23 protein-coding genes and 2 pseudogenes are annotated in these 26,966 nt (G+C 60.6%); 13 read left to right on the top strand and 12 right to left on the bottom strand.

What is annotated here, in order from left to right; translation table 11 throughout:
• Positions 1 to 19 precede the first annotated feature (19 nt).
• Complete coding sequence (ligD, locus tag QYQ93_RS13865) at positions 20 to 2,518, top strand: DNA ligase D (RefSeq protein WP_043049843.1); 2,499 nt, start codon at positions 20 to 22, stop codon at positions 2,516 to 2,518.
• Between the two features lie 19 nt (positions 2,519 to 2,537).
• Here the strand turns inward: ligD and lpxO are convergent, their stop codons facing one another.
• Both lpxO and QYQ93_RS13855 read right to left on the bottom strand, forming a co-directional pair.
• Positions 2,538 to 3,437 carry a lipid A hydroxylase LpxO gene (gene lpxO, locus QYQ93_RS13860; protein WP_043049844.1) on the bottom strand — a complete coding sequence of 300 codons (900 nt, stop codon included), beginning with the start codon at positions 3,435 to 3,437 and terminating at the stop codon, positions 2,538 to 2,540.
• A gap of 264 nt (positions 3,438 to 3,701) precedes the next feature.
• Positions 3,702 to 5,036, bottom strand: a complete 1,335-nt coding sequence (locus QYQ93_RS13855) for a Wzz/FepE/Etk N-terminal domain-containing protein (protein ID WP_338477223.1) — start codon at positions 5,034 to 5,036, stop codon at positions 3,702 to 3,704.
• A gap of 340 nt (positions 5,037 to 5,376) precedes the next feature.
• On the opposite strand from QYQ93_RS13855, the gene QYQ93_RS13850 reads away from it, so the two are divergent.
• Positions 5,377 to 5,763 (top strand): TIGR03067 domain-containing protein, encoded by a 387-nt coding sequence (locus tag QYQ93_RS13850; RefSeq protein ID WP_338477222.1) that lies wholly within the window; start codon positions 5,377 to 5,379, stop codon positions 5,761 to 5,763.
• A gap of 139 nt (positions 5,764 to 5,902) precedes the next feature.
• Here the strand turns inward: QYQ93_RS13850 and QYQ93_RS13845 are convergent, their stop codons facing one another.
• Positions 5,903 to 6,715: a class I SAM-dependent methyltransferase gene (locus QYQ93_RS13845; RefSeq protein ID WP_338477221.1), complete on the bottom strand. Its 813-nt coding sequence runs from the start codon at positions 6,713 to 6,715 to the stop codon at positions 5,903 to 5,905.
• 155 nt (positions 6,716 to 6,870) lie between these two features.
• Between QYQ93_RS13845 and QYQ93_RS13840 the strand changes: the two genes are divergently transcribed.
• Together QYQ93_RS13840 and QYQ93_RS13835 are read left to right on the top strand one after the other, a co-directional pair.
• On the top strand, positions 6,871 to 8,109 hold the full coding sequence (locus QYQ93_RS13840; RefSeq protein ID WP_338477220.1) for an MFS transporter: 1,239 nt from the start codon (positions 6,871 to 6,873) through the stop codon (positions 8,107 to 8,109).
• 142 nt (positions 8,110 to 8,251) lie between these two features.
• A complete protein-coding gene (locus QYQ93_RS13835; RefSeq protein WP_080889092.1) occupies positions 8,252 to 9,838 on the top strand; it encodes an ABC-F family ATPase in 1,587 nt (528 codons plus the stop codon).
• A 75-nt stretch (positions 9,839 to 9,913) separates the two neighbouring features.
• Here the strand turns inward: QYQ93_RS13835 and QYQ93_RS13830 are convergent.
• A pseudogene (locus QYQ93_RS13830) lies at positions 9,914 to 10,030 on the bottom strand (outer membrane lipoprotein carrier protein LolA); the annotation flags it as partial.
• 39 nt (positions 10,031 to 10,069) lie between these two features.
• On the opposite strand from QYQ93_RS13830, the gene QYQ93_RS13825 reads away from it, so the two are divergent.
• Positions 10,070 to 11,242 carry an MFS transporter gene (locus tag QYQ93_RS13825; RefSeq protein ID WP_043049850.1) on the top strand — a complete coding sequence of 391 codons (1,173 nt, stop codon included), beginning with the start codon at positions 10,070 to 10,072 and terminating at the stop codon, positions 11,240 to 11,242.
• Here QYQ93_RS13825 and QYQ93_RS13820 read toward each other — a convergent pair.
• Together QYQ93_RS13820 and QYQ93_RS13815 are read right to left on the bottom strand one after the other, a co-directional pair.
• Positions 11,236 to 12,273 carry a dienelactone hydrolase gene (locus QYQ93_RS13820; protein WP_338477219.1) on the bottom strand — a complete coding sequence of 346 codons (1,038 nt, stop codon included), beginning with the start codon at positions 12,271 to 12,273 and terminating at the stop codon, positions 11,236 to 11,238. The two genes, QYQ93_RS13825 and QYQ93_RS13820, sit on opposite strands and share 7 nt — an antisense overlap.
• A gap of 261 nt (positions 12,274 to 12,534) precedes the next feature.
• Positions 12,535 to 12,731, bottom strand: a pseudogene (locus QYQ93_RS13815) (transposase); the annotation flags it as partial.
• Positions 12,732 to 12,808: 77 nt separating this feature from the next.
• On the opposite strand from QYQ93_RS13815, the gene QYQ93_RS13810 reads away from it, so the two are divergent.
• Positions 12,809 to 14,014 carry a transposase gene (locus tag QYQ93_RS13810; protein ID WP_338477257.1) on the top strand — a complete coding sequence of 402 codons (1,206 nt, stop codon included), beginning with the start codon at positions 12,809 to 12,811 and terminating at the stop codon, positions 14,012 to 14,014.
• Between the two features lie 76 nt (positions 14,015 to 14,090).
• Here QYQ93_RS13810 and QYQ93_RS13805 read toward each other — a convergent pair whose 3' ends face one another.
• The gene (locus QYQ93_RS13805; RefSeq protein WP_217882556.1) at positions 14,091 to 14,702 is read right to left on the bottom strand and encodes an FMN-dependent NADH-azoreductase; all 612 of its coding nucleotides are present in this window, start codon (positions 14,700 to 14,702) and stop codon (positions 14,091 to 14,093) included.
• Between the two features lie 125 nt (positions 14,703 to 14,827).
• Here QYQ93_RS13805 and QYQ93_RS13800 point away from each other — a divergent pair, with 125 nt between their 5' ends.
• Positions 14,828 to 15,736, top strand: coding sequence for a LysR substrate-binding domain-containing protein (locus QYQ93_RS13800; RefSeq protein ID WP_338477217.1), 909 nt, complete (start codon positions 14,828 to 14,830; stop codon positions 15,734 to 15,736).
• On the top strand, positions 15,733 to 16,089 hold the full coding sequence (locus tag QYQ93_RS13795; protein WP_338477216.1) for an MmcQ/YjbR family DNA-binding protein: 357 nt from the start codon (positions 15,733 to 15,735) through the stop codon (positions 16,087 to 16,089). Before QYQ93_RS13800 ends, QYQ93_RS13795 begins: the two co-directional genes overlap by 4 nt.
• Here the strand turns inward: QYQ93_RS13795 and QYQ93_RS13790 are convergent.
• From QYQ93_RS13790 to QYQ93_RS13780, 3 genes are read right to left on the bottom strand one after another with little or no spacing between them, the layout of a single operon-like run.
• Entirely contained in the window at positions 16,078 to 17,388 is a 1,311-nt protein-coding gene (locus tag QYQ93_RS13790) for an amidase (RefSeq protein WP_338477215.1), read from the bottom strand. The genes QYQ93_RS13795 and QYQ93_RS13790 overlap by 12 nt on opposite strands.
• Positions 17,389 to 17,428: 40 nt before the next feature.
• Positions 17,429 to 17,812: a DUF1294 domain-containing protein gene (locus QYQ93_RS13785; RefSeq protein WP_338477214.1), complete on the bottom strand. Its 384-nt coding sequence runs from the start codon at positions 17,810 to 17,812 to the stop codon at positions 17,429 to 17,431.
• The gene (locus tag QYQ93_RS13780; RefSeq protein WP_217882552.1) at positions 17,809 to 18,639 is read right to left on the bottom strand and encodes an undecaprenyl-diphosphate phosphatase; all 831 of its coding nucleotides are present in this window, start codon (positions 18,637 to 18,639) and stop codon (positions 17,809 to 17,811) included. Before QYQ93_RS13780 ends, QYQ93_RS13785 begins: the two co-directional genes overlap by 4 nt.
• Positions 18,640 to 18,866: 227 nt before the next feature.
• On the opposite strand from QYQ93_RS13780, the gene QYQ93_RS13775 reads away from it, so the two are divergent.
• From QYQ93_RS13775 to QYQ93_RS13760, 4 genes are all read left to right on the top strand, one after another.
• On the top strand, positions 18,867 to 20,501 hold the full coding sequence (locus QYQ93_RS13775; protein WP_338477213.1) for a methyl-accepting chemotaxis protein: 1,635 nt from the start codon (positions 18,867 to 18,869) through the stop codon (positions 20,499 to 20,501).
• Positions 20,502 to 20,702: 201 nt separating this feature from the next.
• The gene (pnuC, locus tag QYQ93_RS13770; protein ID WP_043049860.1) at positions 20,703 to 21,266 is read left to right on the top strand and encodes a nicotinamide riboside transporter PnuC; all 564 of its coding nucleotides are present in this window, start codon (positions 20,703 to 20,705) and stop codon (positions 21,264 to 21,266) included.
• Positions 21,263 to 21,793 carry an AAA family ATPase gene (locus tag QYQ93_RS13765; RefSeq protein ID WP_043049861.1) on the top strand — a complete coding sequence of 177 codons (531 nt, stop codon included), beginning with the start codon at positions 21,263 to 21,265 and terminating at the stop codon, positions 21,791 to 21,793. The genes pnuC and QYQ93_RS13765 overlap by 4 nt, the downstream gene beginning before the upstream one ends.
• Before the next feature lie 85 nt (positions 21,794 to 21,878).
• Positions 21,879 to 23,396: an FAD-dependent oxidoreductase gene (locus QYQ93_RS13760; RefSeq protein WP_338477212.1), complete on the top strand. Its 1,518-nt coding sequence runs from the start codon at positions 21,879 to 21,881 to the stop codon at positions 23,394 to 23,396.
• Here QYQ93_RS13760 and xth read toward each other — a convergent pair.
• Both xth and ggt read right to left on the bottom strand, forming a co-directional pair.
• Entirely contained in the window at positions 23,393 to 24,187 is a 795-nt protein-coding gene (gene xth, locus QYQ93_RS13755; RefSeq protein WP_217882549.1) for an exodeoxyribonuclease III, read from the bottom strand. The genes QYQ93_RS13760 and xth overlap by 4 nt on opposite strands.
• 60 nt (positions 24,188 to 24,247) lie before the next feature.
• A complete protein-coding gene (ggt, locus tag QYQ93_RS13750; protein WP_338477211.1) occupies positions 24,248 to 25,972 on the bottom strand; it encodes a gamma-glutamyltransferase in 1,725 nt (574 codons plus the stop codon).
• Between the two features lie 160 nt (positions 25,973 to 26,132).
• On the opposite strand from ggt, the gene QYQ93_RS13745 reads away from it, so the two are divergent.
• Positions 26,133 to 26,780, top strand: a complete 648-nt coding sequence (locus QYQ93_RS13745) for a TetR/AcrR family transcriptional regulator (RefSeq protein ID WP_043049865.1) — start codon at positions 26,133 to 26,135, stop codon at positions 26,778 to 26,780.
• The last annotated feature ends 186 nt before the right edge of the window (positions 26,781 to 26,966 follow it).

Here is a 26,966-nt window from a genome sequence, read left to right as displayed (position 1 = left end):
CCATTGGCTGGAGAATGACATGGCAAAGCCCCTGAGCGAGTACAACCGCAAACGCGATTTTGAGATCACCGCCGAACCGGCCGGCAGTTCACCCGCCACAAAGCGCAAAACCTCGGCCCTGAGTTTTGTGATCCAGAAGCATGATGCGCGCAACCTGCACTATGACTTTCGCCTGGAGCTCGACGGTGTGCTGTTGAGCTGGGCCGTGCCCAAGGGCCCGAGCCTGGATCCGACCCAGAAGCGCCTGGCGGTGCATGTCGAGGACCATCCCCTGAGCTACGGCAGTTTCGAGGGCAGCATTCCCGCCGGCCAATACGGCGCCGGGGATGTGATCGTGTGGGACCGTGGCCTCTGGCAACCCCATGACGACCCGCACAAGGCCTACGCTGCCGGCAAACTCAAGTTCACCCTGGTCGGCGAGAAGCTCTCGGGGGATTGGGCCCTGGTGCGTACCCGGCTTAAAGGCAGCGGCGACAAGGAGCAATGGTTGCTGATCAAGGAAAAGGACCAGCAGGCCCGCCCAGCGTCCGACTACGATATCGTCCAGGCCCAGCCCGACAGTGTGCTCAGCGACGCCTCGGTGGGCAAAGCCAAAGCCGCCAGCAAAGCCAGGAAAGCTGCAAAACCCAAGAAAGCAACCGCTGCCCTTCCAGAGCAATTCTCCCCGCAACTGGCAACCCTGGTCGACCGCGCCCCTGCTGGCGACTGGCTGTACGAGATCAAATTCGACGGCTACCGCATGCTGGCGCGTATCCGCGACGGTGAAGTGCGCCTGTTTACCCGCAACGGCAACGATTGGACCGAGCGCTTGCCGCGCCAGGTGAAAGCGTTGGAGGCGCTCAAGCTCAAGGACAGTTGGCTGGACGGTGAAGTCGTCAGTCTCAACGCCGACGGTCTGCCGGATTTCCAGGCGCTGCAGAATGCCTTCGATATTGGCCGCAGCCTGGATATCGTCTATTACCTGTTCGATGCGCCCTTCCTCGATGGGCAAGACCTGCGCCACGTGGCGGTAGAAGAACGCCGGGCCGCGCTCAAGGCCGCGCTTTCCGGCAGCCGTAGCAAGCTGCTGCGCTTCTCTGAAGCGTTCGCCGCCAACCAGCGCGACATTTTCGAAAGTGCCTGTGACCTGGCCCTTGAAGGCGTGATCGGCAAGCGCGCCGGCAGCTTCTACGTATCAAGCCGCAGCGCGGACTGGATCAAGCTCAAATGCCGCTTGCGCCAGGAGTTCGTGATTGTCGGCTACACCCGCCCGCAAGGTTCGCGCAGTGGGTTTGGCGCACTGTTGCTGGCGGTCAACGACGACAACGGGCTGGTTTACGCCGGGCGCGTGGGCACGGGCTTTGACCAGGCGGCGCTGAAGAGCATCTACGCCAGGCTCACCGCCCTTGAGCGCAAAACCTCGCCGCTGGAAAAACCACTGACCAGCGCCCAGGCCCGTGGCGTGCATTGGGTTGAACCGACCCTGGTGGGCGAAGTGCAATTTACCGAATGGACCCGTGAGGGTGTGGTGCGCCAGGCGGCGTTTCTCGGCTTACGCACGGACAAGCCTGCCGCACAGATCATCCATGAACAGCCGCGCGCGGCAAAATCCCTGGAGAAGTCCAAGAAACCCAAGGCAAAAACCACCGGGAGTGGGGTGAATATCACCCACCCCGAGCGCGTCATCGACACACAAAGCGGCACGCAGAAACTGCAGTTGGCACAGTTCTATGCCGGCATCAGCCAATGGATCCTGCCATTCCTGCACGGCCGGCCCGTGTCGCTGCTCAGGGCACCGGAGGGGATTGAGGGCGAACAGTTCTTTCAGAAGCACTCCGAGCGCATGGCCATTCCCCACATCAAGCAACTTGACCAGGCACTGGACCCTGGCCACGCGCGCCTCATGGAAATCGATAGCCAGGACGCGTTGGTCGGCGCTGTGCAAATGGGCACCGTCGAGTTGCATACCTGGGGCGCCACGACGGACAAGATTGAAACCCCCGACCTGTTCGTGCTGGACCTCGACCCGGATCCGGCCTTGCCGTGGAAAGCCATGCTGGAGGCGGCCCAGCTGACATTGTCAGTACTGGATGAGCTGGGTTTGCAAGCCTTCGTCAAGACCAGCGGCGGCAAAGGCCTGCACTTGATTGTGCCGCTGGCCCTACGCGATGGCTGGGACACTGTGAAAGCATTCGCCAAGGCAATGGCCCAGTTCATGACCCAGCAGCTGCCGGAGCGTTTCACCGCCACCAGCGGCCCCAAAAACCGTGTGGGCAAGATCTTTATCGATTATCTGCGCAACGCCCGGGGCGCCAGTACGGTGGCAGCTTATTCCGTGCGGGCGCGGCCGGGGTTGCCGGTATCGGTGCCGGTCAGTCGGGATGAATTGAAAGACTTGCGTGGCGCCCAGCAGTGGACGGTGGCGAACCTGCATGAGCGGCTGCAGGGTCTGAAGGAGGATCCGTGGGCCGGCTACGCCAATCGACAGAAGATCAGCAAAAAGATGTGGGACAGGCTGGGCGCGAAACCACCACAGTGATTCGCACCCAGCGCCAGGTTCAGATAAGAATGAAGATCAGCGCCAAGCCGGCAAAGATCACCCATTTTTCCAGATAGTAACGTGTGCGGTTACGCTTCTTGAGCTCTTTGCCGCGCAGGCGGATCTTGTACAGGCGGGTAAAGGCACGGTTCAGGCCACCGGTCTTGTCACCCTCGTCATTGGGCGAGCCCGCCGCCGCCATCACGTTGCGACTGAACCAACGATTGAACGCCGCAGCCCAGCGGTACTTCATGGGGCGTTCGATATCGCAGAACAGAATGATGCGGTTTTTCCCGGTGGTGTTTTCCGCATAGTGGATATAGGTCTCATCGAACATCACCGGCTCGCCGTCGCGCCAGTAATAGCTCTCGCCATCCACATTGATGTAGCAGCCCGGATCGTTAGGCGTATCCAGCCCCAAGTGGTAGCGATAGGAGCCTGCGTACGGGTCACGGTGACGCACCAGCTTGGAGCCTGGCGGCAGCTCAGCGAACATGGCGGCCTTGATCGAGCCGATGCTTTGCACCAACTCGGTGGTGCGTGGGCATAGCTTCATCGCCGAGGGGTGGCTGTCGCCGTACCACTTGAGATAAAAGCGTTTCCAGCCCGACTTGAAGAACGAATTGAAACCTACGTCGTTGTACTGATCCGAACGCTTGATCTCCCCTGCCCTCATCAGGTTCTGGCCTTCCTGGCGGATCTCCTCCCAATGCTCCTGCAAAGGGCTCAGCTCTGGAAAGTCGCTGGGTGAGAGATAGGGGCGGCCTGGCTGCTTGGAGAACAGGTACAGGAAGCAGTTGACCGGCGCCAGGAACGTCGAGTGATCGCTAAGCTGGCGCCCCAGCTTGTGCCGCACCCGGCCGCGCAGGTGTACATACGCAATGGAGGCAACGTAGAGAGCAACAATGATGAGTTTCAAGGGATTCGTCACAAGTCAGGGAGAGAACAGGCTGCACCTGCGGGCCCACAACGGCCGAGGATGATAAGCAGCACCTGAAATCACAATTCACATACAGGCGGCACGACCGGTCGGGCAACCCTTCGGCGTGGAACCACTGGCCGTTATTTAGCCACACTTTGTAACCTAAGGTTAACTAAGAATTGTGAAAACCTGTCCACTGATTGTGCTATGGGTATGAGCAGGCGGGCCTTTGTGCCCGCCTGTTTCTGGCGTTTGTCACACTTACAAGGACTCGTCTTTACCCTCGCGACGGGTAAAACTGCTATCACCCAATGCCGTATAAGGTACCGCCTGGCTACGGCTACGGATGAAGTAGCGGATCAGTGCGATCATCAGGCCAAGCAGCAGGCCACCGACCAGACTCAATGCGATCACCAGCGGTTTTTTCGGCTTGATCGGCGACAAAGGTTCCTGGGCACGGCGGTCGATCGTCACCAGCTTCAGATTGCTCATGTCGATGTTCAAGCCGCGCAACCTGGCGACTTCAGCGCGAAGCGGCTCTACGTCCTGCAGGAAAATGTCTTCATTACCCCGCTTGCGCAGCACCTCGACCTCGCGGTTGCTTTCCAGCAGTTGCAACTCCTTGCCGATCTCGGCAATGCGCGGGTTGGTGAAATCATCGCTGGTACGCTGTTGCAATGCGGCGCGTTCGGCCTCCAATGCTTCAGTGCCCATGAAATACAGCGGGATCTTCTGATTGTTCACCTCGGTGCGCATGACCTGGCCCGAACTGCGCGTGGCGTCGGCCATGGAAGACGGCGTGGTCGGTGTGCGGATACCCATGGACTTGGCAATGCTGATGGCTTCCGCCAGCTCGGCCAGGCGATTGGTGCGCTCCATCTTCATCTGCAGGCGCAGCGCGCTGAGTTCGTCCTGTAGCTGGGCGCGCTTGAGACGGTCAGCCTCAAGCAGCTTGGCAATCTTGGACTCCTTGTCGGTATCGTAGTTGGAGCGGGCGGCGTCGATCTTGCCCTTGAGCTCGGTCAAGCGGTTATTGACGATGACCTTGAGATCGGCACCGACTTGCTGGCGTTCCGCAGCAATGGCGTAGTCCACAAAACCGTTGAGGATCGCGACGCCATCGACATCGGCCGGGTATTGCAGTTCCAGGCGGATATAGTTGCTCAGCGAATCGGATTTCTTCGGGTCGGGAAGGATCAGATTGACGGAATTGCGGTTGAACTCCTCAAAGCTCTGCTCAAGGCTCTGCCCAGGCTTCTTGAACGCCTTGAACAACTCTTCATGGTCCTTGAAGAAGCCTAGGCGGGCCTCGTAGGAGTCCAACTGGGCGCCCACCTTCAGCAACGCATCAGCGGGGGGCAACTTATAAACTTCCGAACGGTTCAAGGCATCCAGTTCGTTAATTGCCGCAGGTCGCAGCACACTGCTGACTTCATACGTCTTGGGCGCCAGGAAGGCATACCCCGCACCTAATACACCTGCCAAAAGCGTACAGCCGATAACGAGCTTCTTTTGCCGCCAAATGGCGTGAAACAGTTCAAACAGATCAATTTCATCAGACGCTGCGGAAGGCGGGAGTGGGGAAGTTCGATTCAAAATAAGAACACCTTAAAATAATACTAAAAGGCCATCATTCTCAGAAGTCCGAATGACTTCAAAAATCAGGGACAACGCCCTGGCTACGGCGGACCAATGGCGATCTGACCACTCAGTCTGCTGAAATATCCCACGGCTTGGGGGATTATTTCGGTTTTATATCAATGAGTAGTCCAAATGAAACAGCCATGTCGGACTAACCTTGATACCATCGTAGTCAATACAACATGAAAATGCTGTCAAATACCTGTCTTATAAAGAAAAAAATCAGCATCCCCCGCTTTGTGGCCTCACTCTCGGTACAATTAAATACTTCTTGGTTCAGCAATAAGGAATTTGCATGTCGCCTCTGTCAACCGCTGACTTTCACGCTCTTCAAGGTGCCTGGGAACAAACGGCCCTCGAAGACGCTGGCGTGCTCAACCCCGACGACACTCACAGTGCGCCGGGTGCTATCACGACTATCAACGCAGACCGCTTCGAAGTTGTTACGGTAACGGGAGAGACATTGCTGGCTGGCCGGTTTGTGCTGGACGCCGATACCGCACCCAAGAGCATCACTTGGATTGACACCATCGGTGATGACGCAGGCAAGCGGTTACCGGCCAGTTACCGGCTCGAAGGCGATGATTTTGTATTTATCGCAGCGGACGAAGGCATGCCCAGGCCAAGGGTATTCAGCACCGGCCCTGGGCAAACCATGCGCACCTTCGTGCGACGGTCGTGATCGTCGCGTTTATCCGATTCGATCACGGTATTTTCACAAGACCTTCACTTTCCGGCCGTTAGAGTCGGGCCTACCTACTCCAGTGAATCACTTGGCCCGCCTCTCCTCGCGGGCTTTTTTTTGCGTGAGCCAAACGCTGTCATTCGACCAGCTTGGTGGCCGTGAGGGTAAAGCACAGGGGCAATTGCGCTGCCTGATGTTCATATTGATCGTAGAGTTCTTCCCGATTGGAGTGCGGGTATTCCTGCAAATGCCCAATCTGCATGTGCGCAGCAATTGCCCCGCTGACTACATTGCCCAGGGTGTGCACGTACCAATAGGACGTCGGTCCGGCCAGTTCGCCCTGCCCTTCATAGACAATGGATTCCTGCAGCACAAAAGGCTCACGCTGGAAGTAAGAGCTGGCAGGCAGCAACGGGTTGGCCGCCCGCGGGTCGAACACCTCAAGGAATGGATGGGTTTCGTACATCACCAGCGTGCCGCCAGGCCTCAGCACACGGGCGACATGCTGCATGAACAACGCCACATCCGGCATCCAGCCCAGTACACCGATAGTCACCAGGGCGATATCGAACTGTGCGTGAAAGCGCTCAGGCAGAGCGTGGATGTCACTCTCTATGAACTCGGGGCTATGGGGCGAGACTGCAGCCAGTTCCCGCGCCTGTCCAAGAAAAGCCCGGGATTGGTCGATCCCCACCACCGAACGCGCCCCCAGGCTATACAACGACAGGCTTTCGCGCCCGTTGTTACAACCCAGTTGCACCACATCCTTGCCCGCCACACCAACCTCTTGCAGCACTGCGGTAATGGTGGGGTCAAGGCAGGAGAAACCAGGCTTGGCGACCTGGCCCAGCAGGGCCGTCCAGGTCGCGGTGTCTTTGTGCAGCCGGGCCGACTCATCCCAGGCCTGCTTGTTGCTGGCAATCGCCTCTTGCGCTGAGGGCATGTCCATTGCATCTCCGAGTGGATCAGTACAGTGGGCTTGGGAAAATAAGCCAAATACCTGCAGGATGAAACCCTCGCCTTCGGCGAAACTTATCGTCGAGCTTGCAGGTCATTACCCCAACGTGTGTTCGGCCCCCGGACGCCGCTCTCGAAGAACGCACCGTGGCCTATCCCTCAGACCAGCGCATTGCCTTATCCCTGGACAGCCTGAACTTCTTCCTCGCGGATGTGCGCGACGGTCTCGGGCCGTACCTGGCGATTTACCTGCTGGCAGTCCATAAATGGGACCCGGCCAGTATCGGCGTGGTCATGACCCTCGCCGGCATCGCCGCGTTGATCACCCAGGGGCCGGCGGGGGCGTTGATCGACCGAACCCGCAGCAAGCGTGCAGTGATTGCCATCGCCGCGCTGCTGGTGACCGCCAGTTGCCTGCTGCTGCCCTTCGTCAGCTCATTTGGCTGGGTGGCGCTGACCCAAGCCGCCAGCGCCGTTGCCGCGTCAGTATTTGCCCCGGCCATTTCTGCCATCTCCCTTGGTATTACCGGCCCCCGTGCCTTCACTCGGCGCACCGGGCGCAACGAAACCTTTAATCACGCCGGCAACGCCGTGGCCGCATTGCTGGCCGGAGGCCTGGCTTATCTGTATGGGCCGGTGGTGGTGTTCTACCTGATGGCATTTATGGCAGTGGCCAGTGTCATCGCCGTCAGTTGCGTGCCGGCCAGGGCGATTGACCATGAGGTCGCCCGTGGCTTCGACCCCGCCCATCACAACGACCATGAGCAGCCCTCGGGTCTGAACGCCCTGCTGACCAACCGCCCGCTGCTGCTGTTCGCCGTCTGCTGCGCGCTGTTTCACCTTGCCAATGCCGCGATGCTGCCACTGGTCAGCCAGAAACTGGCGCAGATCAACCTGCAGATGGCGACGCCCCTGACCTCCGCCTGCATCGTCGCTGCGCAGTTGGTGATGGTGCCGATGGCCTGGCTGGTAGGGCTCAAGGCCGATGTATGGGGGCGCAAGCCACTGTTGCTGGCTGGCTTTTTGATCCTGCCGCTGCGCGGCGTGCTCTATACCCTGTCCAGCGACCCCTATTGGCTGGTAGCAGTGCAAATGCTCGATGGCATCGGTGCCGGTATTTTCGGCGCCCTGTTCCCTGTCATTGTCAAGGACCTGACCCAAGGCACCGGGCGCTTCAACGTCAGCCTGGGCGCCCTCTCCACCGTGTTCGGCCTGGGCGCGGCGCTGAGCAACAGCCTGGCCGGTTTCGTGGTGCAGCAGGCTGGCTACAACGCGGCTTTCCTGGCGCTGGCCGGCGTGGCAGGTATTGCGTTGCTGCTGTTATGGCTGGCCATGCCGGAAACGTTGGCAAAACCATCCTTCGTTCGCCATACACCTGTTGCCTGACATATGCGACAATGCGCGCCAAATTCCAACACACACCCCAAATTTTTCGCTCAGCGACCGGGTTTCGCGCCTTGATGTCGCTGTTGACGCATGCCTGAAGGCACCTGCCGTCACGCTCGCAACCCATTGATAGGTAAAGTAATTGATCTCCACAGCTAACATCACCATGCAGTTCGGCGCCAAGCCGCTCTTCGAGAACGTCTCGGTCAAGTTCGGCGCCGGCAACCGCTATGGCTTGATCGGTGCCAACGGTTGCGGCAAGTCGACCTTCATGAAAATCCTCGGCGGCGACCTTGACCCATCCGGCGGCCAGGTCATGCTGGAGCCGAATGTGCGCCTGGGCAAACTGCGCCAGGATCAGTTCGCCTATGAAGAATTCACCGTGCTTGACACCGTGATCATGGGCCACGAGGAGCTGTGGAAGGTCAAAGCCGAGCGCGACCGTATCTATTCGCTGCCGGAAATGAGCGAAGACGACGGCATGGCCGTGGCCGAGCTGGAAACCGAGTTCGCCGAGATGGACGGCTACACCGCCGAGTCCCGCGCCGGCGAGCTGTTGCTGGGTCTGGGCATTCCTCTGGAGCAGCACTTCGGCCCGATGAGCGAAGTGTCCCCTGGCTGGAAACTGCGCGTATTGCTGGCCCAGGCGTTGTTTTCCGACCCGGAAGTGCTGCTGCTCGACGAACCGACCAACCACCTGGACATCAACACCATCCGCTGGCTGGAAAACATCCTGACCCAGCGCTCCAGCCTGATGATCATCATCTCTCACGACCGTCACTTCCTGAACAGTGTGTGCACCCACATGGCTGACCTGGACTACGGTGAGCTGCGCCTGTTCCCGGGCAACTACGACGAGTACATGACCGTGGCGACCCAATCCCGCGAGCAGCTGCTGTCGGACAACGCCAAGAAGAAAGCGCAGATCTCCGAGCTGCAATCCTTCGTCAGCCGCTTCTCGGCCAACGCCTCGAAAGCCAAGCAGGCCACATCCCGTGCCAAGGCGATCGACAAGATCCAACTGGCCGAGGTCAAGCCTTCGAGCCGTGTGAGCCCGTTCATTCGTTTCGAGCAGACTAAAAAGCTGCACCGCCAGGCGGTCATGGTCGAAAAGATGGCCAAAGGTTTTGACGGCAAGCCGCTGTTCAAAGACTTCAGCTTCCAGGTTGAAGCCGGCGAGCGCGTGGCGATCATCGGCCCCAACGGCATCGGCAAGACCACCCTGCTGCGTACCCTGGTCAACGAACTGACCCCGGATGCCGGCAGCATCAAGTGGACCGACGCCGCAGAACTGGGCTACTACGCCCAGGATCACGCGAGTGACTTCGAAAACGACATGAGCCTGTTCGACTGGATGGGCCAATGGACCCAGGGCGAGCAAGTGATCCGCGGCACCCTTGGGCGCATGCTGTTCTCCAACGACGAGATCCTCAAGTCGGTCAAGGTGATCTCCGGTGGTGAGCAAGGACGTATGTTGTTCGGCAAGCTGATCCTGCAAAAGCCGAACGTGCTGATCATGGACGAACCGACCAACCACTTGGACATGGAATCCATCGAAGCGCTGAACCTGGCGCTGGAGAACTACCCGGGCACGCTGATTTTCGTCAGTCACGACCGTGAGTTCGTATCGTCCCTGGCCACTCGCATCATCGAGTTGAGCCCGAGCGGCGTGATCGACTTCAGCGGCACCTATGACGACTACCTGCGTAGTCAGGGCGTGGTGTTTTAAGGGCAGCCATTAGTTTTTAGCTGCAAGCTGCAAGAGAAAGCCCTGTCCATGTGACAGGGCTTTTTGCATACCCACTACTGTAGGAGCGAGCTTGCTCGCGAAAAACCTGAGAGCGCCGCGGAGAATCAGTCTACCCGCGCTATCATTGACGTTCTTCGCGAGCAAGCTCGCTCCTACAGGGGTGCCGGTTATGCCATGATGCTTTCACCGCCCGCCAGCGAACGAGTGCCCATGCCTGCCGCCCCTTCCTCCCTGTCGATCACTTTGCAGATCGTCTCCATCGTCTTCTATACCTTCATTGCCTTTATCTGCATCGGCCTGCCGATTGCGGTGATTCCAGGCTATGTGCATGAACAACTGGGTTTCAGCGCGGTAATTGCCGGGATCACCATTGGTACGCAATACCTGGCCACGCTGCTCAGCCGCCCGATGGCCGGGCGGATGTCGGATAACGTCGGCACCAAGCGTGCGATCGTGCTGGGTTTGGCCGGCATCCTGATCAGCGGTGTGCTGACCTTTATCGCCACGCTGCTGGAAAGCCTGCCGAGCTTGAGCCTGGGCGTTCTGATCGTCGGCCGTTTGTTGTTGGGCGTGGCCCAGGGCCTGATCGGCGTGGGCACCATCAGTTGGTGCATGGGCGCGGTAGGCGTCGAACATACCGCGCGTTCGATTTCCTGGAATGGCATCGCCTCCTACGGCGCCATTGCCATTGGTGCGCCATTAGGCGTGGTGATGGTCGCGGAATATGGCTACATCAGCCTCGGTATCGCACTGTCAGTGTTGGCGGCGTTGGGCCTGGTGCTGATCCGCAATAAGCCTTCAGTGCCCGTGGTGCGCGGTGAGCGGCTGCCGTTCTGGGCGGTGTTCGGGCGAATCGCACCGTTCGGCACCAGCCTGTGCCTGGCCTCGATTGGCTATGGCACGCTGACAACCTTTATCACCCTGTATTACCTCAATCGTGGCTGGGCCGGTGCGGCGTACTGCCTGACGGTATTTGGCGTGTGTTTTATCCTGTCGCGGCTGGTGTTTATCTCTGCGATCAGCCGCTTTGGCGGGTTCACCGCGGCCATCGGCTGCATGCTCATCGAAACCCTGGGCTTGACCCTGTTGTGGCTGGCGCCGTCCACCGGCGTGGCCTTGATCGGCGCCGGGCTGACTGGCTTTGGTTTGTCGCTGGTGTACCCGGCGTTAGGGGTGGAAGCCATCAAGCAGGTGCCGGACAGCAGCCGCGGCGCAGGGTTGAGTGCCTATGCAGTGTTTTTCGACCTGGCCCTGGCGATTGCCGGACCGCTGATGGGCGCCGTGGCGTTGAACCTCGGCTACGGCTGGATCTTTTTTTGCGCGGCCTTGCTGTCGGTCAGCGCATTGGCCCTCACCGTACTGCTCAGGCGCCGCGCCTACTGATCAGCAGTCTGCAAGCCGGCACGGGTCGCCTCGCCGAGGGTATGGCTGAAAAAGCGCCCGGCCTCGGAGACCATGTCGCGATGGATACCTTCCCGGTCAACCCCATCGGCATCGGTGCAGATCGCCGGCATTGTCGCCAGTTGATCGCTGTCACACGGCGCCATGAACACAAAGTGCCCTGCCCCGGCCAACAGCTTGAAATCCGGCGGCTGCGGCAGTTTGCGCGCCAGCGCGGCGGCGTTTTTGTCCACCGCCACCAACTGGTCGCCGTCGCCACTGTAGAGCAGTACCGGCACGTGCACGTCCGCCAGGGTATGGCGACCGAACATCAGGCTCAGCGGCGCCATCAGCATCAGGGCATGGATGCGCGGGTCAGCCTGGGGCTGCAAGTCATCGCGGTCGACCACCAGCTCGCCGTTGGTGGTGCAGGCATCGCGGTCCTCGGGGCGTTGCAGGCAGTAGCGGCGCAGGCGCTCGAAATCAGGCTTGGCGCCCGCGAGGATCAGCGCCGTTTCGCCACCGGCTGAATAGCCGATGACGCCAATCTGATCGATATCGACAAAAGGCGACAGCATCGGGTCGGCCAGCGCGGCGGTAATGGCCTGGGAAATCTGGATCGGCCGGCCATACAGGTTGCTCACGGTGCCCAGGCGGCTGTGATCCTTGTAGTTGTCGCCAGGGTGCAGCACGGCCACCACCACAAACCCCTTGCGCGCCAAGGACGTGGCCAGGTCGTGCAAGGCCAGGGGCGTACCGGTATTGCCGTGGGACAGCATCAGCATCGGGAAACGGCCGATGGCGACCTTGGAATCTTCGCTGGCGGCAACTTGATAGGCGCCCAGGGGCGTGGTGTGCTCGGCCTCGGTGGAAGGGTAAAACGCGATGGCTTTCATCGGCTGCGAATCCAGCGGGTCGAGCACACTCATGCGATGAAAGCCCACGCTCCAATGGGGGTGCGGTGCCGGGGCGGCGTGCACTGAAAACAGGCCGCCGAGCAGGGAGAGAGCCAAAACAGCACAAAGACGCATCATGGGTACGTCCACCTTTGCTGCGCAAAAACCGGCATGGCGAATAAAAGCCCAGGGTATCGGAGCGATGGTTGCATAACCTGGGCCATAAACGAAAAAACTCCATACTCCGCTCGCGTTCAGGCGATCAGAATACAGAGTTTAGGCGCCCGGCTTCAAAATGAAACCGAGCAATGGAGGAATTTACCCGCTTGCGCGAAAAGCCCCGTCTTTACAGGGCGGGGATGGATAGCGCGAACGGCGACGCCGTCCTGTTTTAGATTTTTAGCGGGGTGCTTGCTGCTGTTCGACGTACCGACGAATGATTTCTATAGGAGCACCACCGCAGCCACCAGCGAAGTAGGATGGCGACCATAGGGCTCCACCCCGCAATTTCTTGCGAATGGTTAGAGAATGTTTTTTACAATCATCCGGCTTGAGACGCCTTTCAAGCTGTTCATCAGCACCGAGACGGCGAGCTTACATGCAGTAAAAATGTGCAGTGTCGGCCGTGTCCAATATCGTGGTCATTGCTCCTGGACCAAACTATAGTCGAGCGATGAAACGACTCCAGGCTTTTAAGTACGAACTGATGCCAGATGGTGGCCAAGAGCGGCAAATGCGCCGCTTTTCAGGTTCGTGCAGATTCGTTTTCAACAAGGCACTGGCGTTGCAGAAAGAACGCTACGAACGGGGTGAGAAAAAACTCGGCTATGCCGGGCTCTGCAAGCAATTGGTTGAATGGAAACATCACCCAGAAACCCATTGGCTGTCTGGAACGCCATCTCAGGCACTTCAGCAGACACTCAAAGATTTGGAACGCAGCTACGCTAATTTTTTTGCCAAACGAGCTGAGTTTCCACGCTTTAAAAAGAAATGGAAATCTGACAGTTTTCGTTACCCACAAGGGATGAAGATCGACGAAAACAACAATCGTATTTTCCTGCCCAAGCTGGGCTGGATGCGTTACCGCAACAGTCGCGACCTTCTGGGCAAGGCAAAGAACATCACCATTAGCCAGTCTTGCGGCAAATGGTACGCGAGTATCCAGACGGAGCGCGAGCTAGAACAGTCATTCCCACAAGGCGATGCCGTAGGCATCGACTTGGGGATCACCCGGTTCGCCACGCTCTCAGACGGTACGTTCTACAAACCGCTCAACAGCTTCAGGCAACACGAAAGCCGCCTGCGCAAAGCGCAGCGAGTGCTGAGCCATAAGGTTAAATTCAGCAACAACTGGAAGAAAGCGAAAGCCCGCGTCCAGCGTATTCACAGCCATATTGGTAACGCTCGCCGTGACTACCTGCACAAGACCACATCCACCATCAGCAAAAACCACGCGATGGTGTGTGTCGAGGACTTGCAGGTTAGGAATATGTCCAAGTCAGCGGCAGGCGACAGCGAGCAGCCCGGCAAGAATGTTCGGGCCAAGTCCGGCCTGAACAAGTCCATCCTTGACCAAGGTTGGTTCGAGTTTCGGCGGCAACTGGACTACAAGTTGGCGTGGAATGGCGGCTACCTCGTTGCGGTCCCGCCGCACTACACAAGCCAGACCTGCCCATGCTGTGCTCATGTCTGCAAGGACAACCGGCAGACGCAGGCTCAGTTCCTATGTGTCGAGTGTGGTTTCGAAGAAAACGCCGATGTAGTCGGCGCGATCAATGTGTTAAGGGCGGGATACGCCCGGTTCGCCTGTGAAGTGAACGGTGCTGTCAGGCCGTCAGCAGCAGGAACCCACCGAGGTGAGTCAGCCCTGACAGGCTGACCACGGTAAGAATCCCCTTCCTTTCCAGCTTGTCTGGTGGGGTACTGTCCAGCAGGCCGAGAGGGAGGGGAGGATGTCAAGCAGCGGCGAACAACTGCTGGTTGATGCGCGCGTTGGCATCACTCAACGCTTTGCTGCGCGCTTCATCACCGTAGGCCAGGCCTTCGGCGCGAACGATTTCGATATCGGTGATGCCGAGGAAACCAAACAGCAGTTTCAAGTAGCCTTCATGGGCCGCGCCCGAGGCCTGGTCCGCATGCAGGCCGCCGGCAGTGGAGACGATAATGACTTTCTTGTTGCCGCACAGGCCTTCCGGGCCGGCTTCGGTGTAGCGGAAGGTCTGGCCGGCGACCGCGATGCGATCGATCCAGGCTTTCAACTGGGTAGGAATAGTGAAGTTGTACATCGGCGCACCCACGACCACGGCATCGGCAGCCAGGAATTCAGCCAGCGACGTTGCACTCAGTTGAGCCTCATGTTTTTGTTCCGCATCGCGCAGTTCAGCAGCCGTGCCCAATGCGCCCAGGGTAGCGCCGGAGAAGTGATTGATGCCTTCGCTGGCCAGGTCACGGTAAGTTACTTCCACGCCCGGTTCAGCCGCTTGCCACGCCTTGACCACGCCGGCGCTGAGCTGGCGGGAAGCGGAGTTGTCGCCGAGGATGCTGGAATCGATATGCAGTAGTTTCATGGTGGATCTCCGAGGTGGGATCGACAGTGGCGATCAGATGGGGGTGATGCTACGCATGAAACCAATGGTCGATAAGCCAGCTAAAATGCGATAGTTTGTCCCACTGACAGGACAATAGGCCCAGCATGCAAGACCTCAATGACCTCTACTATTTCGCCAAAGTCGTCGAAGCCGGCGGTTTCGCTGCGGCCGGGCGGCTACTCGGGATTCCCAAGTCCAGGCTGTCACGGCGCATCGCCGAGCTGGAAGAACGCCTGGGCGCCCGCCTGTTGCAACGCACCACCCGGCAATTGACCCTGACCGCCGTCGGCGAGCGTTACTTGCGCCATTGCCAGGCCATGTTGCTGGAAGCGGAGATGGCCGATGAGGCCGTGGCGAGCATGTCCAGCGAGCCCCGTGGGCGCCTGCGGGTCAGTTGCCCGGTGGGCCTGGCCCAGCACATCCTGCCGGAACTGGTGGCCGGGTTTCTTGCTGCGCATCCGTTGGTGCAGTTGGATATGACCCTGGTCAACCGCCGCGTCGACCTGGTGGCCGAAGGCATTGACGTGGCCCTGCGCGTGCGCGAACTGGGCGATGAAGACCCGCTGCTGGTGACCAAGCGCTTGCGCCAGGCCCAGACCGTGCTGGTCGCCAGCCCGGCGCTGATGCGTGAGCGGCAGGTACATACCCTCGACGACCTCAGACAACTGCCCGTACTCGGCGCACTTGAAGCGGACCGCATGGTGCACCAGCGTATTCTCGACCCCCAGGGTACCCCCCACGACCTGGTGATGGAGGCCCGGCTGGGTATCGAAGACTTTATCGTGCGCAAGGCCAGCGCCATTATGGGGCTGGGCTTCACGGTGCTGCCGATGATGTATTGCGAGGAAGAACTGGCCAGTGGCCGCCTGGTGCAATTGCTGCCGCAATGGTCATTGCCGGGCGGCTGGCTGCAGGCCGTGTACCCGCATCGGCGTGGCGTGCTGCCGGCCATCCGCGCCTGGATCGACTACCTGGAAGAAGGCTTCAAAGGCTGTGGAGGCCGTTTGCTATGAGCCTGAGCGAAGCACAAGTCGCCGCGTTCTGCCTGGCCCTGCCTGGTGCCCGGGAAGACTATAAATGGGGCGGCGTGCGCGTGTTCTCGATTGCCGACAACAAGATGTTCGCCCTGCAGAACCTGCGTGGTGAATCGCTGGCATTCAAAGTGGACAAGGACCTGTTCCTGGGCCACGTCGACCGCCCGGGCATCCACCCGGCGCCGTATCTGGCCCGGGCACAGTGGATCATCATGAACACGCCCTACCCGCTGGGCGCAGAGGAGCTGCGTAGCCTATTGCAGCGCTCCCACCAATTGGTGGTGAGCAAGCTGCCCAAGCGCGCCCAGGTTGGGCTCAGGCTAGATGACTGACTGGGCGACGACGCATGGTGTGAACGGCAGCGCCCGCTCAATGACCCGCGCCGCTGCTAACGCCAGGTGCTCGTGCCACGGCCGAGCGACGATCTGCACGCCCAACGGCAGGCCCGCAGCATCCGTTCCCGCACGCACCACTACACAGGGCCAGCCGGCCAGGCTGTAGGGCAAGGTATGGTTGAACAGCCCTGGCCGGAGCTCTTCCAGGCGTGGCGCCGCGGCAGCGTCGACCGGGCACAGGATAAGGTCGTAGCTCGCCATGAACCCCAGCATGGCACTGCGAAACCGGTCCCAGTCTGAGAACAACTGGATGGACTGCGCGCCGGTTCCCGCGCTCATCGACCAATAGCGCTCGGTTATACCGCGAGCGCTACTCAGTGCCGAGGGAAAAGCCGCGTCAACCAACGCGCCTGCGCTTTCCAGGTGATCGGCGACGGCTTGCAGCATGGCCTCAGTGAGCGAGTCAACGGGCTCAATGCCGCCGTCGCTGTACCACGCGATCTTCAACCCGCTGACGCCCTGAACAGGCGCATCGTGCAGCGGCATTGGAATCACCCCTGAATCGCGCCCATCCTCACCGGCAATCACCCGGAGCACCAGCGCCAGGTCGTCCACATACCGGGCCATCGGGCCGATCTGGCTGCGGGGGTCGCTCAAACCGCCTGGGTGATCAAAAACGCCGGTATTGGGAACTCGGCCGCTGGTGGGCTTCAACGTGCAGATACCGCAAAAATGCGCAGGCACTCGCAGGCTGCCGCCGGAATCACTGCCCAGCCCCAAGGGTGAGAGGCCTGCGGCAATCGCCGCTGCTTCGCCACCGCTGCTGCCGCCAGGGCTATGGGACAGCGCATGGGGATTGCGCGTCGCGCCGTAGACAGGGTTGTCGGTCACCCCACCGCCACCACCCGGCGGGCAGTTGCTCTTACCCAGCAGAATGCCACCGGCGGCCTTCATGCGTGTGACCACCACGGCGTCCTGCTTCGGCAGATAGTCAGCCCGATCAGTCAGACCCACTGCCGATATCACGCCCTGGGTATCGAACACATCCTTGACGGTAAATGGCACACCATGCAGCGGGCCCCGGCAGTTGCCTTGAGCCAGTGCACGATCCGCCGCCCAGGCATCGGCCAGCGCCGCCTGCATGCGCACTTGCACCAGGGCGTTGATCGATGGATTGAGCGCTTCAATGCGGGCGAGATAGGCCGACACAACAGCCGTAGAGGTGAGCTTGCGTTGCTGGATCAGCGTCGCAAGCTCAGTCGCCGAGTGGCGTAGCAATGAATCAGAGCATGACATTCGTATTATCCCAATGCGTGCCAGTGCGTTGAGCAGGCCCCTACAGAATCGATAGCAGCGTACCGCCCAGCACTAGCTGATCCAGCCAGAACACCTGGTGCAACAGCACGATGACCCAGAACAGCACCTGATAGGACACCTTGCGCGTCTTGTGCCGGAACACCTGCTGGGCGATCAACGCCCCCGGCCAACCGCCCGCCAGCTCGACGGCATGCAGGATGTTTTCCGGGGTACGCCAGCCTTCGGTCTGGGCCTTGCGCTTGTCGCTCCAGTACAGGAAAAACGCCACCACGCTGACCAGGCCATACGCCGCCAACGGGATCACCGTCTCGCCGCGATACCACAGCAACGCCGAGCCCAACAGCGGTGCGGCGCACAGCAGCACAAAAATAGATGCTTTCAGGCGTGGGTGCTGGATGCTCATGGCTTGACCGCTGTCCAGTCGATCCAGCCGAACTGCCAGGTCGCCAGGATCACCAGGCCAAAGGCGATCCGGTACCAGGCAAACGCCGCGTAGCTGTGGCTGGCGATGAATTTGAGCAACGCCTTGACCGCGATCATCGCGAAGATGAACGAGGTGACAAAGCCAATGGCGAATACCGGCAGGTCGGCCGGCTGGAACAGGTCACGGTACTTGTAGCCCGAGTACACCGCCGCACCGACCATGGTCGGCATGGCCAGGAAGAATGAAAACTCGGTAGCGGTCTTGCGCGACAGGCCGAACAGCAGGCCGCCGATAATCGTCGCACCGGAGCGCGAAGTACCCGGGATCATCGCCAGGCACTGGGCCAGGCCAACCTTGAGGGCGTCTTTCCAGGTAATGTCATCTACGGTTTCAGCGCGCACCGCGTGCTGGCGGCGCTCGGCCCACAACATAATCACACCACCCACCACCAGGGCGGTGGCGACGGTGATCGGGTTGAACAGGTAGTGCTTGATCAGGTCGGCAAAAATCACCCCCAGTACCACCGCAGGCAACACGGCGATGATCAGGTTGACGGTGAAGCGCCGGGCCTTGGGCTGGGTCGGCAGGCCGGTGACCACGTCGAGGATCTTGCGGCGAAACTCCCAGACCACGGCGAGGATCGCACCGAGCTGGATGATGATATTGAAGGCTTCGAAACGTTCGCCGCCGAAATTGATCAGGTCGGCAACGATGATCTGGTGGCCGGTGCTGGAGATCGGCAGGAACTCCGTCAGCCCCTCGACGATGCCGAGAATCAATGCCTGTATGGCGGTCCAAAAATCCATGCTGTCTCCAAAGGTCACGCGCGTGGCATGCCTCTTAAGTTTTTTTAAAGTTCACTGACGACGAGCGCACTCAAGCGCCCGCAGTTGATTCTCAACGCCGGTCTGCAAAAATTCCGTGAAAAATCAGGCAGTACTCAGGTTTTCCGATTCCGGGCCGAAAGCCTATCAGACACGCCGGAAATCTCGAAGCAGCACCACAATTATAAAGAGCATGGAGTGACAGGACGATGAACAGTTTGCGCAGCATGTCGATCAGCCGCCGCCTTTGGCTGATCCTGATAGTCGCCGTGTTGATGCTGCTGGCCTTGGGGCTGCTGATGCTCAACCAGATCCGTGGCGATCTTTACCAGGCCAAGCGCCAACAGACCCAGCATGTGGTGCAGACCGCCAGCGGCGTGCTCAGCTATTACCAGAACCTGGAAAAGACCGGCGTACTGACCCGTGATGCCGCGCAGCAGCAAGCCCTCAGCGCCGTGCGCGGGCTGCGCTATGACCACGATGATTACTTCTGGATCAACGACCTCACCCCCGTGATGATCATGCACGCGGCCAACCCCAAGCTCGATGGCCAGAACCTCTCGGCGATTCGCGACCCGGACGGCTTTGCCGTATTCAACGAGTTCGTGAGCCTGGCCAAGGCCAAGGGCGCCGGCATCGTCAACTACCGCTGGCCGAAACCTGGGGCCGAAGCACCGGTGGAAAAAACCTCTTATATCCAGCTGTTCGAACCCTGGGGCTGGATTATCGGTTCCGGCGTGTATGTGGACGACGTGCAGGCTGAATTCAACGCTCAGGTGTGGAAAGCCTCGTTCATTGTGCTAGGCATCGCGCTGGTCATGGGTCTGCTGGTATCGCTGATTGCCCGCAGTATCGTGCAGCCGTTACAGGCGGCGGTGAACGCCATGGGCAATATCGCCAGCGGCGAAAGCGACCTGACCCGCAGCCTAGATACCCACGGCAGCGACGAGCTCACCCAACTGGCCCGGCATTTCAACAGTTTCACCGCCAAGTTGCGCCAGGTGGTTGGACAATTGCAGGTATGCGCGACCGCCCTGGGCCAGTCGTCCACGGAGCTGGGCCACAACGCCAGCCAGGCCCACGACCGTAGCCAGCAGCAATCGCAGCAGATGGAGCTGGTGGCTACCGCTATCAATGAAGTCACCTACGGCGTGCAGGACGTGGCGAAGAATGCCGAACACGCCGCCAGCGAAATGCGCGATGCCCAGGCCCAGGCGCAACAGGGCCAGGTCAACATCGATGGCAGTTTGCAACAGATCGATCAGCTCTCCAGCACTATCAGCCAGGCCGTAGAGGTGATTCGCACGCTCTCCAGCGAAAGCACGCAGATTGGCGGCGTCCTCGAAGTGATCCGCTCCATCGCCGACCAGACCAACCTGCTCGCCCTGAACGCCGCCATTGAAGCCGCCCGCGCCGGCGAACAGGGCCGTGGGTTTGCGGTGGTCGCTGATGAGGTGCGCCTGCTGGCCCAGCGTACGCAGAAATCCACCGCCGAAATCCAGGCAATGATCGAGCGCCTGCAAGGTCACTCGGAAGCAGCGGTCAAGGTCATCAGCGACAGCCACAGCGCCTCGCAACTGACCATCGAACAGGCCGGCCAGGCGGGGGCCAGCCTCACCGCCATCGGCCAGGCGCTGCACAACCTCAACGGTTTGAACGCTTCGATTGCCAGCGCCACCCTGCAACAGGCCCATGTGGTCGAAGATATCAACCAGAACGTCACCCAGGCCGCGGGGTTGTCCCACAGCACGGCGCTGGCGGCGGAACAATCCAGCGTGGCGAGTGGGCAGTTGCGTGGGTTGAGTGAGCAGCTTGATGGGTTGCTGCGCCAATTCCGAATCTAGCGCCGGCAACTGTGAGAGGGGCGGTGCGACGATTCGACGTGCTCCCGATTGTGGGGTCAGTTGCAGATGAGCTGACTGACCCACCGCAATCGGGAGCAAGCCCCCACGTTTTTGTACGATGTATGCCCATTGCACGCAAGTTTGAAGATCGCTGACCTCTAGGTACAATCACCGCCCTCTCCCACTTCCCAAGGATCCACCATGTCCGGGCTTGAACTGTTCGCCGCCGCCCTGGGGGTGATCGCTGTCTGGCTGACGGTCAAGCAGAACCCCTGGTGCTGGCCCATCGGCCTGGTGATGGTGCTGCTCTACACCTGGGTATTCTTCGAGGTAAAACTTTACTCCGACATGCTGCTGCAGGTGGTCTACGCCGCGTTGCAGGTCTATGGCTGGTGGCAGTGGACCCGCGCCGGCGAGGTCAGGCAGGGTCGCCAGGTCACCCGCCTGGGGGTACCTGCGATCATGACCAGCCTGGCCGTGGGCACCGTTGGCAGCTTGTTGCTCGGCGCCGCCATGGCCCACTGGACCGACGCCGCACAGCCATGGCTCGACGCGGCCCTTACCGGTTTCAGCCTGGTGGCGCAAATGTGGATGGCGCAAAAACGCCTGCAGTGCTGGCCGTTGTGGATTGTGGTGGATGTAATATTCGTCGGGCTCTTCCTCTACAAAGGCCTCTACCTCACCGCCGCGCTCTACGCGCTGTTCACCGCCATCGCTGTGCAAGGCTGGCGTGAATGGCGCGCCGACCCGGCGTTGCAGCCATGAAGGTGGTAGTGCTGGCAGGCCCGGAATCCAGTGGTAAAAGCTGGCTGGCTGCCGAGTTGCACGCACACTTCGGCGGGCTGATGGTCGGCGAGTACGTGCGCTATTTCATCGATCATCATCAGCGTGACACCTGCCTGGCGGATATCCCGGCGATTGCCCGTGGCCAGCTGGAATGGGAAGACGCTGCCCGCGCCGAACGCCCTGGCCTGCTGGTGCTCGACACGCACCTGCTGGCCAACAAACTGTGGAGCCAGACCCTGTTCGGCGACTATCCCGGCTGGCTCGACAGCGAACTGCTGGCACGGCATTACGACCTGCACCTGCTGCTCTCTCCCGAGGATGTGCAATGGAGCGCCGACGGCCAGCGCTGCCAGCCGGAACTTGAGGACCGCCGCGCATTTTTTCAGGCGAGCCTGGACTGGATGCAGCAGCATCGGCAGCCGATGCTAGTGATTCGCGGAAGCTGGCAAGACCGCCGCACGGCGGCATTTGCTGCGGTAGAGCGACTGCTCGCCCAACCTGTGTAGCAACGCACCGCCACCGGCACCGACCGTCGGGTCAACGCAGTCCATCGCTGTGACCGCCAGTCAACCTTTCAAAGGAGACTGGCCTATGAATATGCGCATCGTTGCCCGCCTGATCAATTTGCCCGAGAACCGTGGCGTTCGCGTCGAAACGGCGGCGCACTCGCTGTTACTGGTATGCAGTGGAGGCCAGGTACGCGCCTTCCAGGCCGATTGCCCCCATGCCGGCGCGCCACTGGAAGAAGGCGTTATCTGCCAAGGCCGCATCGTCTGCCCCTGGCACAAGGCAACCTTTGCCGTGGCCAATGGGGCGGTGCTCGAACCGCCAGCCTTGGTGGCGCTCAAGCAATACCCGGTGCAGGTTCGCGATGGTGTGGTCAGTGTCGGTGACGCGCCGCTTGACCCTGCACCCACGGCCGTGGTCGATGACTCGCGTTGCTTCGCGGTGATCGGCGCGGGTGCGGCCGGTACCGCAGCGGTCGCCACCTTGCGCCGCGAGGGTTTTACTGGGCGCCTGCTGTGGATCGACCGCGAATCGGCGCCGGCCTACGACCGCACCGCCTTGAGCAAATTCGTGGTCGCAGGGCAAATGGCGCCGCAGGATACGCCACCCCTGCTGGAAGACGCGCCCTTCGACGACCTCGGTATCCAGGGTGAGGTGCAACACCTGGATGCCGTTGCCAAGCGCATCGAGCTGGCCGACGGCCGCCACTTCGACTACGACGCCGCGCTGCTTGCCACCGGCGGCCAGCCGCAGTCACTGGATATTCCCGGCGCCGTGTTGAGCAACGTATTCGTGCTACGCAGCCGCGAAGATGCCGCACGCATCGACGCGGCCGCAGAGTCTGCAGCCTGCGCAGTGATCATCGGCGACAGCTTTATCGGCCTGGAAGCCGCATCGGCCCTGCGCCAGCGCGGCCTGGTGGTGCAAGTGGTCAGCCGCCATGACATTCCACTTGCCGCGCAATTGGGCCGGCGCATCGGCGCCGCCCTGCGACAGTTGCATGAAGACAATGGCGTGATCTTCCACAGCAATACCGAGCCGGTAAGCCTGGACGGCCACGGCGCTGTCGGTACGGTACTGCTGAAAAACGGCAAACGACTGGCGGCCGACCTGGTGGTGATCGGCGTCGGCGTAACGCCTGCCACAGGTTTTATCGAGGGTGTCAGTAAAGCCGAAGACCAATCGCTCCTGGCCGATCACCACCTGCAAGCCGCCCCTGGGTTATGGGCGGCCGGCGATAACCTGACCTTCCCTTGGAACCACCAGCCAACGCGCATCGAACACTGGCGCCTGGCCCAACAGCTGGGGGTGCTGGCGGCACGCAACATGCTCGGCGGCGCCCAGACCTATGCTGACGTGCCCTTCTTCTGGACCTACCACTTTGGCAAGACGTTCGAGGTGCTCGGCCATGCACAGCACTGGAACCGCCTGCACATCGAGGGCGACTTGCAGCGACATCACTTCATTGCCCTGCTCTGCCATGACGATCAGGTGGAAGCGGTGGTCGCCTGCGAATACCCACAGGCGATGGCACGCCTGTCCCAGCGCATGCAGCATCCGCTGAACAAGACCGAAGCCCTTGGGTTGATTCGCGAAGGTTAGCGCTTTTTGCGCGTACTCAACTGAATCCACGTCGGCGCATGGTCGCTGGCGTGGGCCTCGTTGCGTACCCAGGCATCGACGCCCGCGTCTTTCAAGTACGGCTTGAGCGCGGGGTTGAGCAACAGGTGGTCGATGCGCAGGCCGGAATTTTTCTGCCAGTGCTGGCGGAAGTAATCCCAGAAGGTGTAGACGCGCTCTTCGGGATACAGGTGGCGCAGGGAATCGGTCCAGCCCTGCTCCAGCAATCGCTGGTAGCAGGCGCGGCTCTCGGGCTGCAACAAGGCATCCTTGAGCCAGGACCGCGGGTTGTAGATGTCCAGGTCGGTGGGCACCACATTGAAATCCCCCGCCAGCAGTACTGGGTGCTCACTGGCTTGCAGGGCCTTGGCATAGTCGATCAGGCGTTCGAACCAGGCCAGTTTGTAGTCGAATTTCGGCCCCGGTTGCGGGTTGCCATTGGGCAGGTACAGGCAGCCGACCAGCACGCCATGCACTGCCGCTTCGAGATAGCGGCTCTGGGTGTCGCTGTCATCGCCGGGCAAACCACGCCGGCTTTCCAAGGGCTGCGCATCCCGCGCCAGGATCGCCACGCCATTCCACGACGCCTGGCCCAGGCAGATCGAGCCGTAGCCGGCGGTTTCGAACTCGGCATAGGGGAACAGGCTTTGCGGCGCCTTGAGTTCCTGCAGGCAGACGATGTCCGGTTGCTCGCGCTGCAACCATTGCAACAGGTTAGGCAGGCGCGCGCGGATACCGTTGATGTTGAAGGTGGCGATTTTCAGCGCTTTCATCGGCTTGGATCCTCTTCCAGGGCTCTTGGGGTAGAGCCTGGAAGGGACCCGGATGTTCCTTTAATACCCCAAGGACAAGCCCGTATTACGCCGTGGGTCGTTCGCCCCATAGAAGCGGTTATTGCCCACCGGCTTGCCGTCCAGGGACGGCGCCCCCACCAGGATCGCCGCCAGGTGATTGGCATCCTGGGGGCCGGCAAACTTGTGGCCCCAGCTTTCGAGGATTTTCTGGGTGTCTGGGCTGACGGCGAAGGTCTCCAGGTTGGTGGTGTCAGGCATCCATTGCTGGTGGAAGCGCGGTGCATCCACGGCTTCCTGGATGTTCATCTTGTAGTCGATGACATTCAGTATTGTCAGCAAGGTAGCGGTAATGATGCGGCTACCCCCCGGCGTACCGACCACCATCACTGCCTTGCCATCCTTGGTGACGATGGTCGGGCTCATCGACGACAGCGGCGCCTTGCCCGGTGCGATGGCGTTGGCCTCACCCTGGACCAGCCCATACATGTTCGGCACGCCGACCTTGACGGTGAAGTCATCCATTTCATCGTTGAGGATCACCCCGGTCTTGCTCGCCATCACCCCGGCGCCGAACCAGTCGTTGAGGGTGTAGGTCACCGAAACCGCGTTGCCCCACTTGTCGACGATGGAATAGTGGGTGGTGTTATTGCCTTCATGGGGCGACACCCCCGGCTTGATCGCCTGGGAGTCCCCGGCCTTATGCGGCTCGATGGCGTCACGCAGTTTCGCCGCGTAGTTCTTGTCGAGCAGATGTTCGATCGGGTTCTTCACGAAGTCCGGGTCGCCCAGGTAACTGTTGCGGTCCACATAGGCGTGGCGCATCGCTTCGATCTGGTAGTGCAGGCCCTGGGCCGAGTGATAGCCCAGATCGGCCATCGGGTAGCCTTCGAGAATGTTCATGATCTGGCAGATCACCACGCCGCCCGAGCTGGGAGGCGGTGCCGACACCACGTGGTAGCCGCGGTAATCGCACTCGATGGGCGCCAGCTCGCGGGTCTTGTACTTGTCGAGGTCGGCCTGGGTGATGATGCCTTTGCCGGCCTGGCTGGAGTCCACCAGGGCCTTGGCCACCCAACCTTTATAGAAGCCGTCGGTGCCCTTGGCGGAGATTTCCCTGAGGGTCTTGGCCAGGTCTTTCTGCACCAGCTTCTGGCCCACCTGCAGCGGTTGGCCGTTGTGCAGGAAAATCCCGCGCAGGTCCTGGTCTTTTTCGAACTCGCCGGTGGCGGTGTGCAACAGGTCGATATCGCCCTGCTCCAGTTCAAAGCCGTTTTCCGCCAGCTTGATTGCCGGGGCAATCACCTGCTCACGCTTGAGCGTGCCGTATTTGCTCAGGGCCAACTCCATGCCGGAAACGGTGCCCGGGACGCCAACCGCCAGATGACCTTTGGCGCTCAGACCCTCAACCACGTTGCCGGCCTTGTCCAGGTACATGTCGGCAGTCGCCGCAAGCGGGGCTTTTTCGCGGAAGTCGAGGAAGGTCTTGCGCCCGTCGGCCAGTTGCACGGTCATGAAACCGCCGCCGCCGAGGTTGCCAGCCGCCGGGTACACCACCGCCAGCGCGTAGCCTACGGCCACTGCCGCGTCCACCGCGTTGCCCCCAGCCTTGAGCACATCCACGCCAACATGCGTGGCCAGATGCTGGGCCGTCACCACCATGCCATTTTCACCGGCGACCGGGGCTTGCGACGCAGCGTGCACGCCGCCTAGCGTCAATACCAGCACCGTGGCAATCAAGGTGCGGCTCAAAGGTTGGTATTTCATCCATGGCTACTCTGGTGATTGAGATGCACCAAAATAGCCCCTTGCGGATTTAATCCCCAGCGCAATGGCGTTTTTATTACAGAACTTGTCGGTGGTAGAACGGGCGCAAAAAAGCCCATGTTATATTTCGCGCCCTGAGTGTCTAGCAAGGCCCTATGAGATGGCGATCAAGAAGACTGGTATTCGCGCGCAACAGGCCGACCAGACGCGGGCGCGCATCCTGCAGGCGGCGGTCAAGGTGTTCGCTCGCGACGGCTATTCGGGAGGGCGCGTCGACAGCATTTCCAAGGTCGCAGAGTCCAACGACCGCATGCTTTATTACTACTTCGGCAGCAAGGAGCAGCTGTTCACCTGCGTGCTGGAACATATCTACGAGCAGTTCAACCAGGCCGAGGGCAAGCTCAAGCTGGACCTTGCGGCACCGGCCCAGGCCCTGCGCGAGCTGGTGGCGTTTATCTGGAACTATTACGTCAAGCATCCCGAGTTCGTGGCGATCCTGAGTATCGAGAACCTGCACCAGGGCAAGCATGCCCGGCAGTCCAGCGAAATGCGGCGGTTGTCCGGTGAAGCGGTCGGCGTGCTACGCCCGATCATCGAGGCCGGCCAGGCCCAGGGCGTGTTTCGTCAGGACATCGACCTCAAGCATGTGTACCTGATGATTGCTTCGCTGTGCTACTTCTACAACTCCAACCGCCATACCCTCAGCTCGTTCCTGGGTGAAGACCTGTCGAACAAAGGCCAGCAGCAGGATTGGCTCGCATTCATCACCGACCTGGTGCTGCGCGGCGTCATGCCTGACAGTGTGTAAGCCGAGGGTTTTTTAACTGAACTACTGCCATCGGGGCTTTGGTTACTTTTGTGCCTTTACAAAAGTGACACGCCGTAAGGGCGTAACCCTAAGTGGCCGTTACCGCAGCAACGGATATGTACTCGGTCTGATCCAACATCCTGGTCGGCCCTGGCGCCGCCATCGGGGGCAAGCCCTCTCCCACAC

The sequence above is a fragment of the Pseudomonas khavaziana genome (assembly GCF_036704165.1).
In the GTDB taxonomy this organism is placed as follows: Bacteria; Pseudomonadota; Gammaproteobacteria; order Pseudomonadales; family Pseudomonadaceae; genus Aquipseudomonas; species Aquipseudomonas khavaziana.
This window is presented reverse-complemented; position numbering and strand designations above follow the sequence as displayed.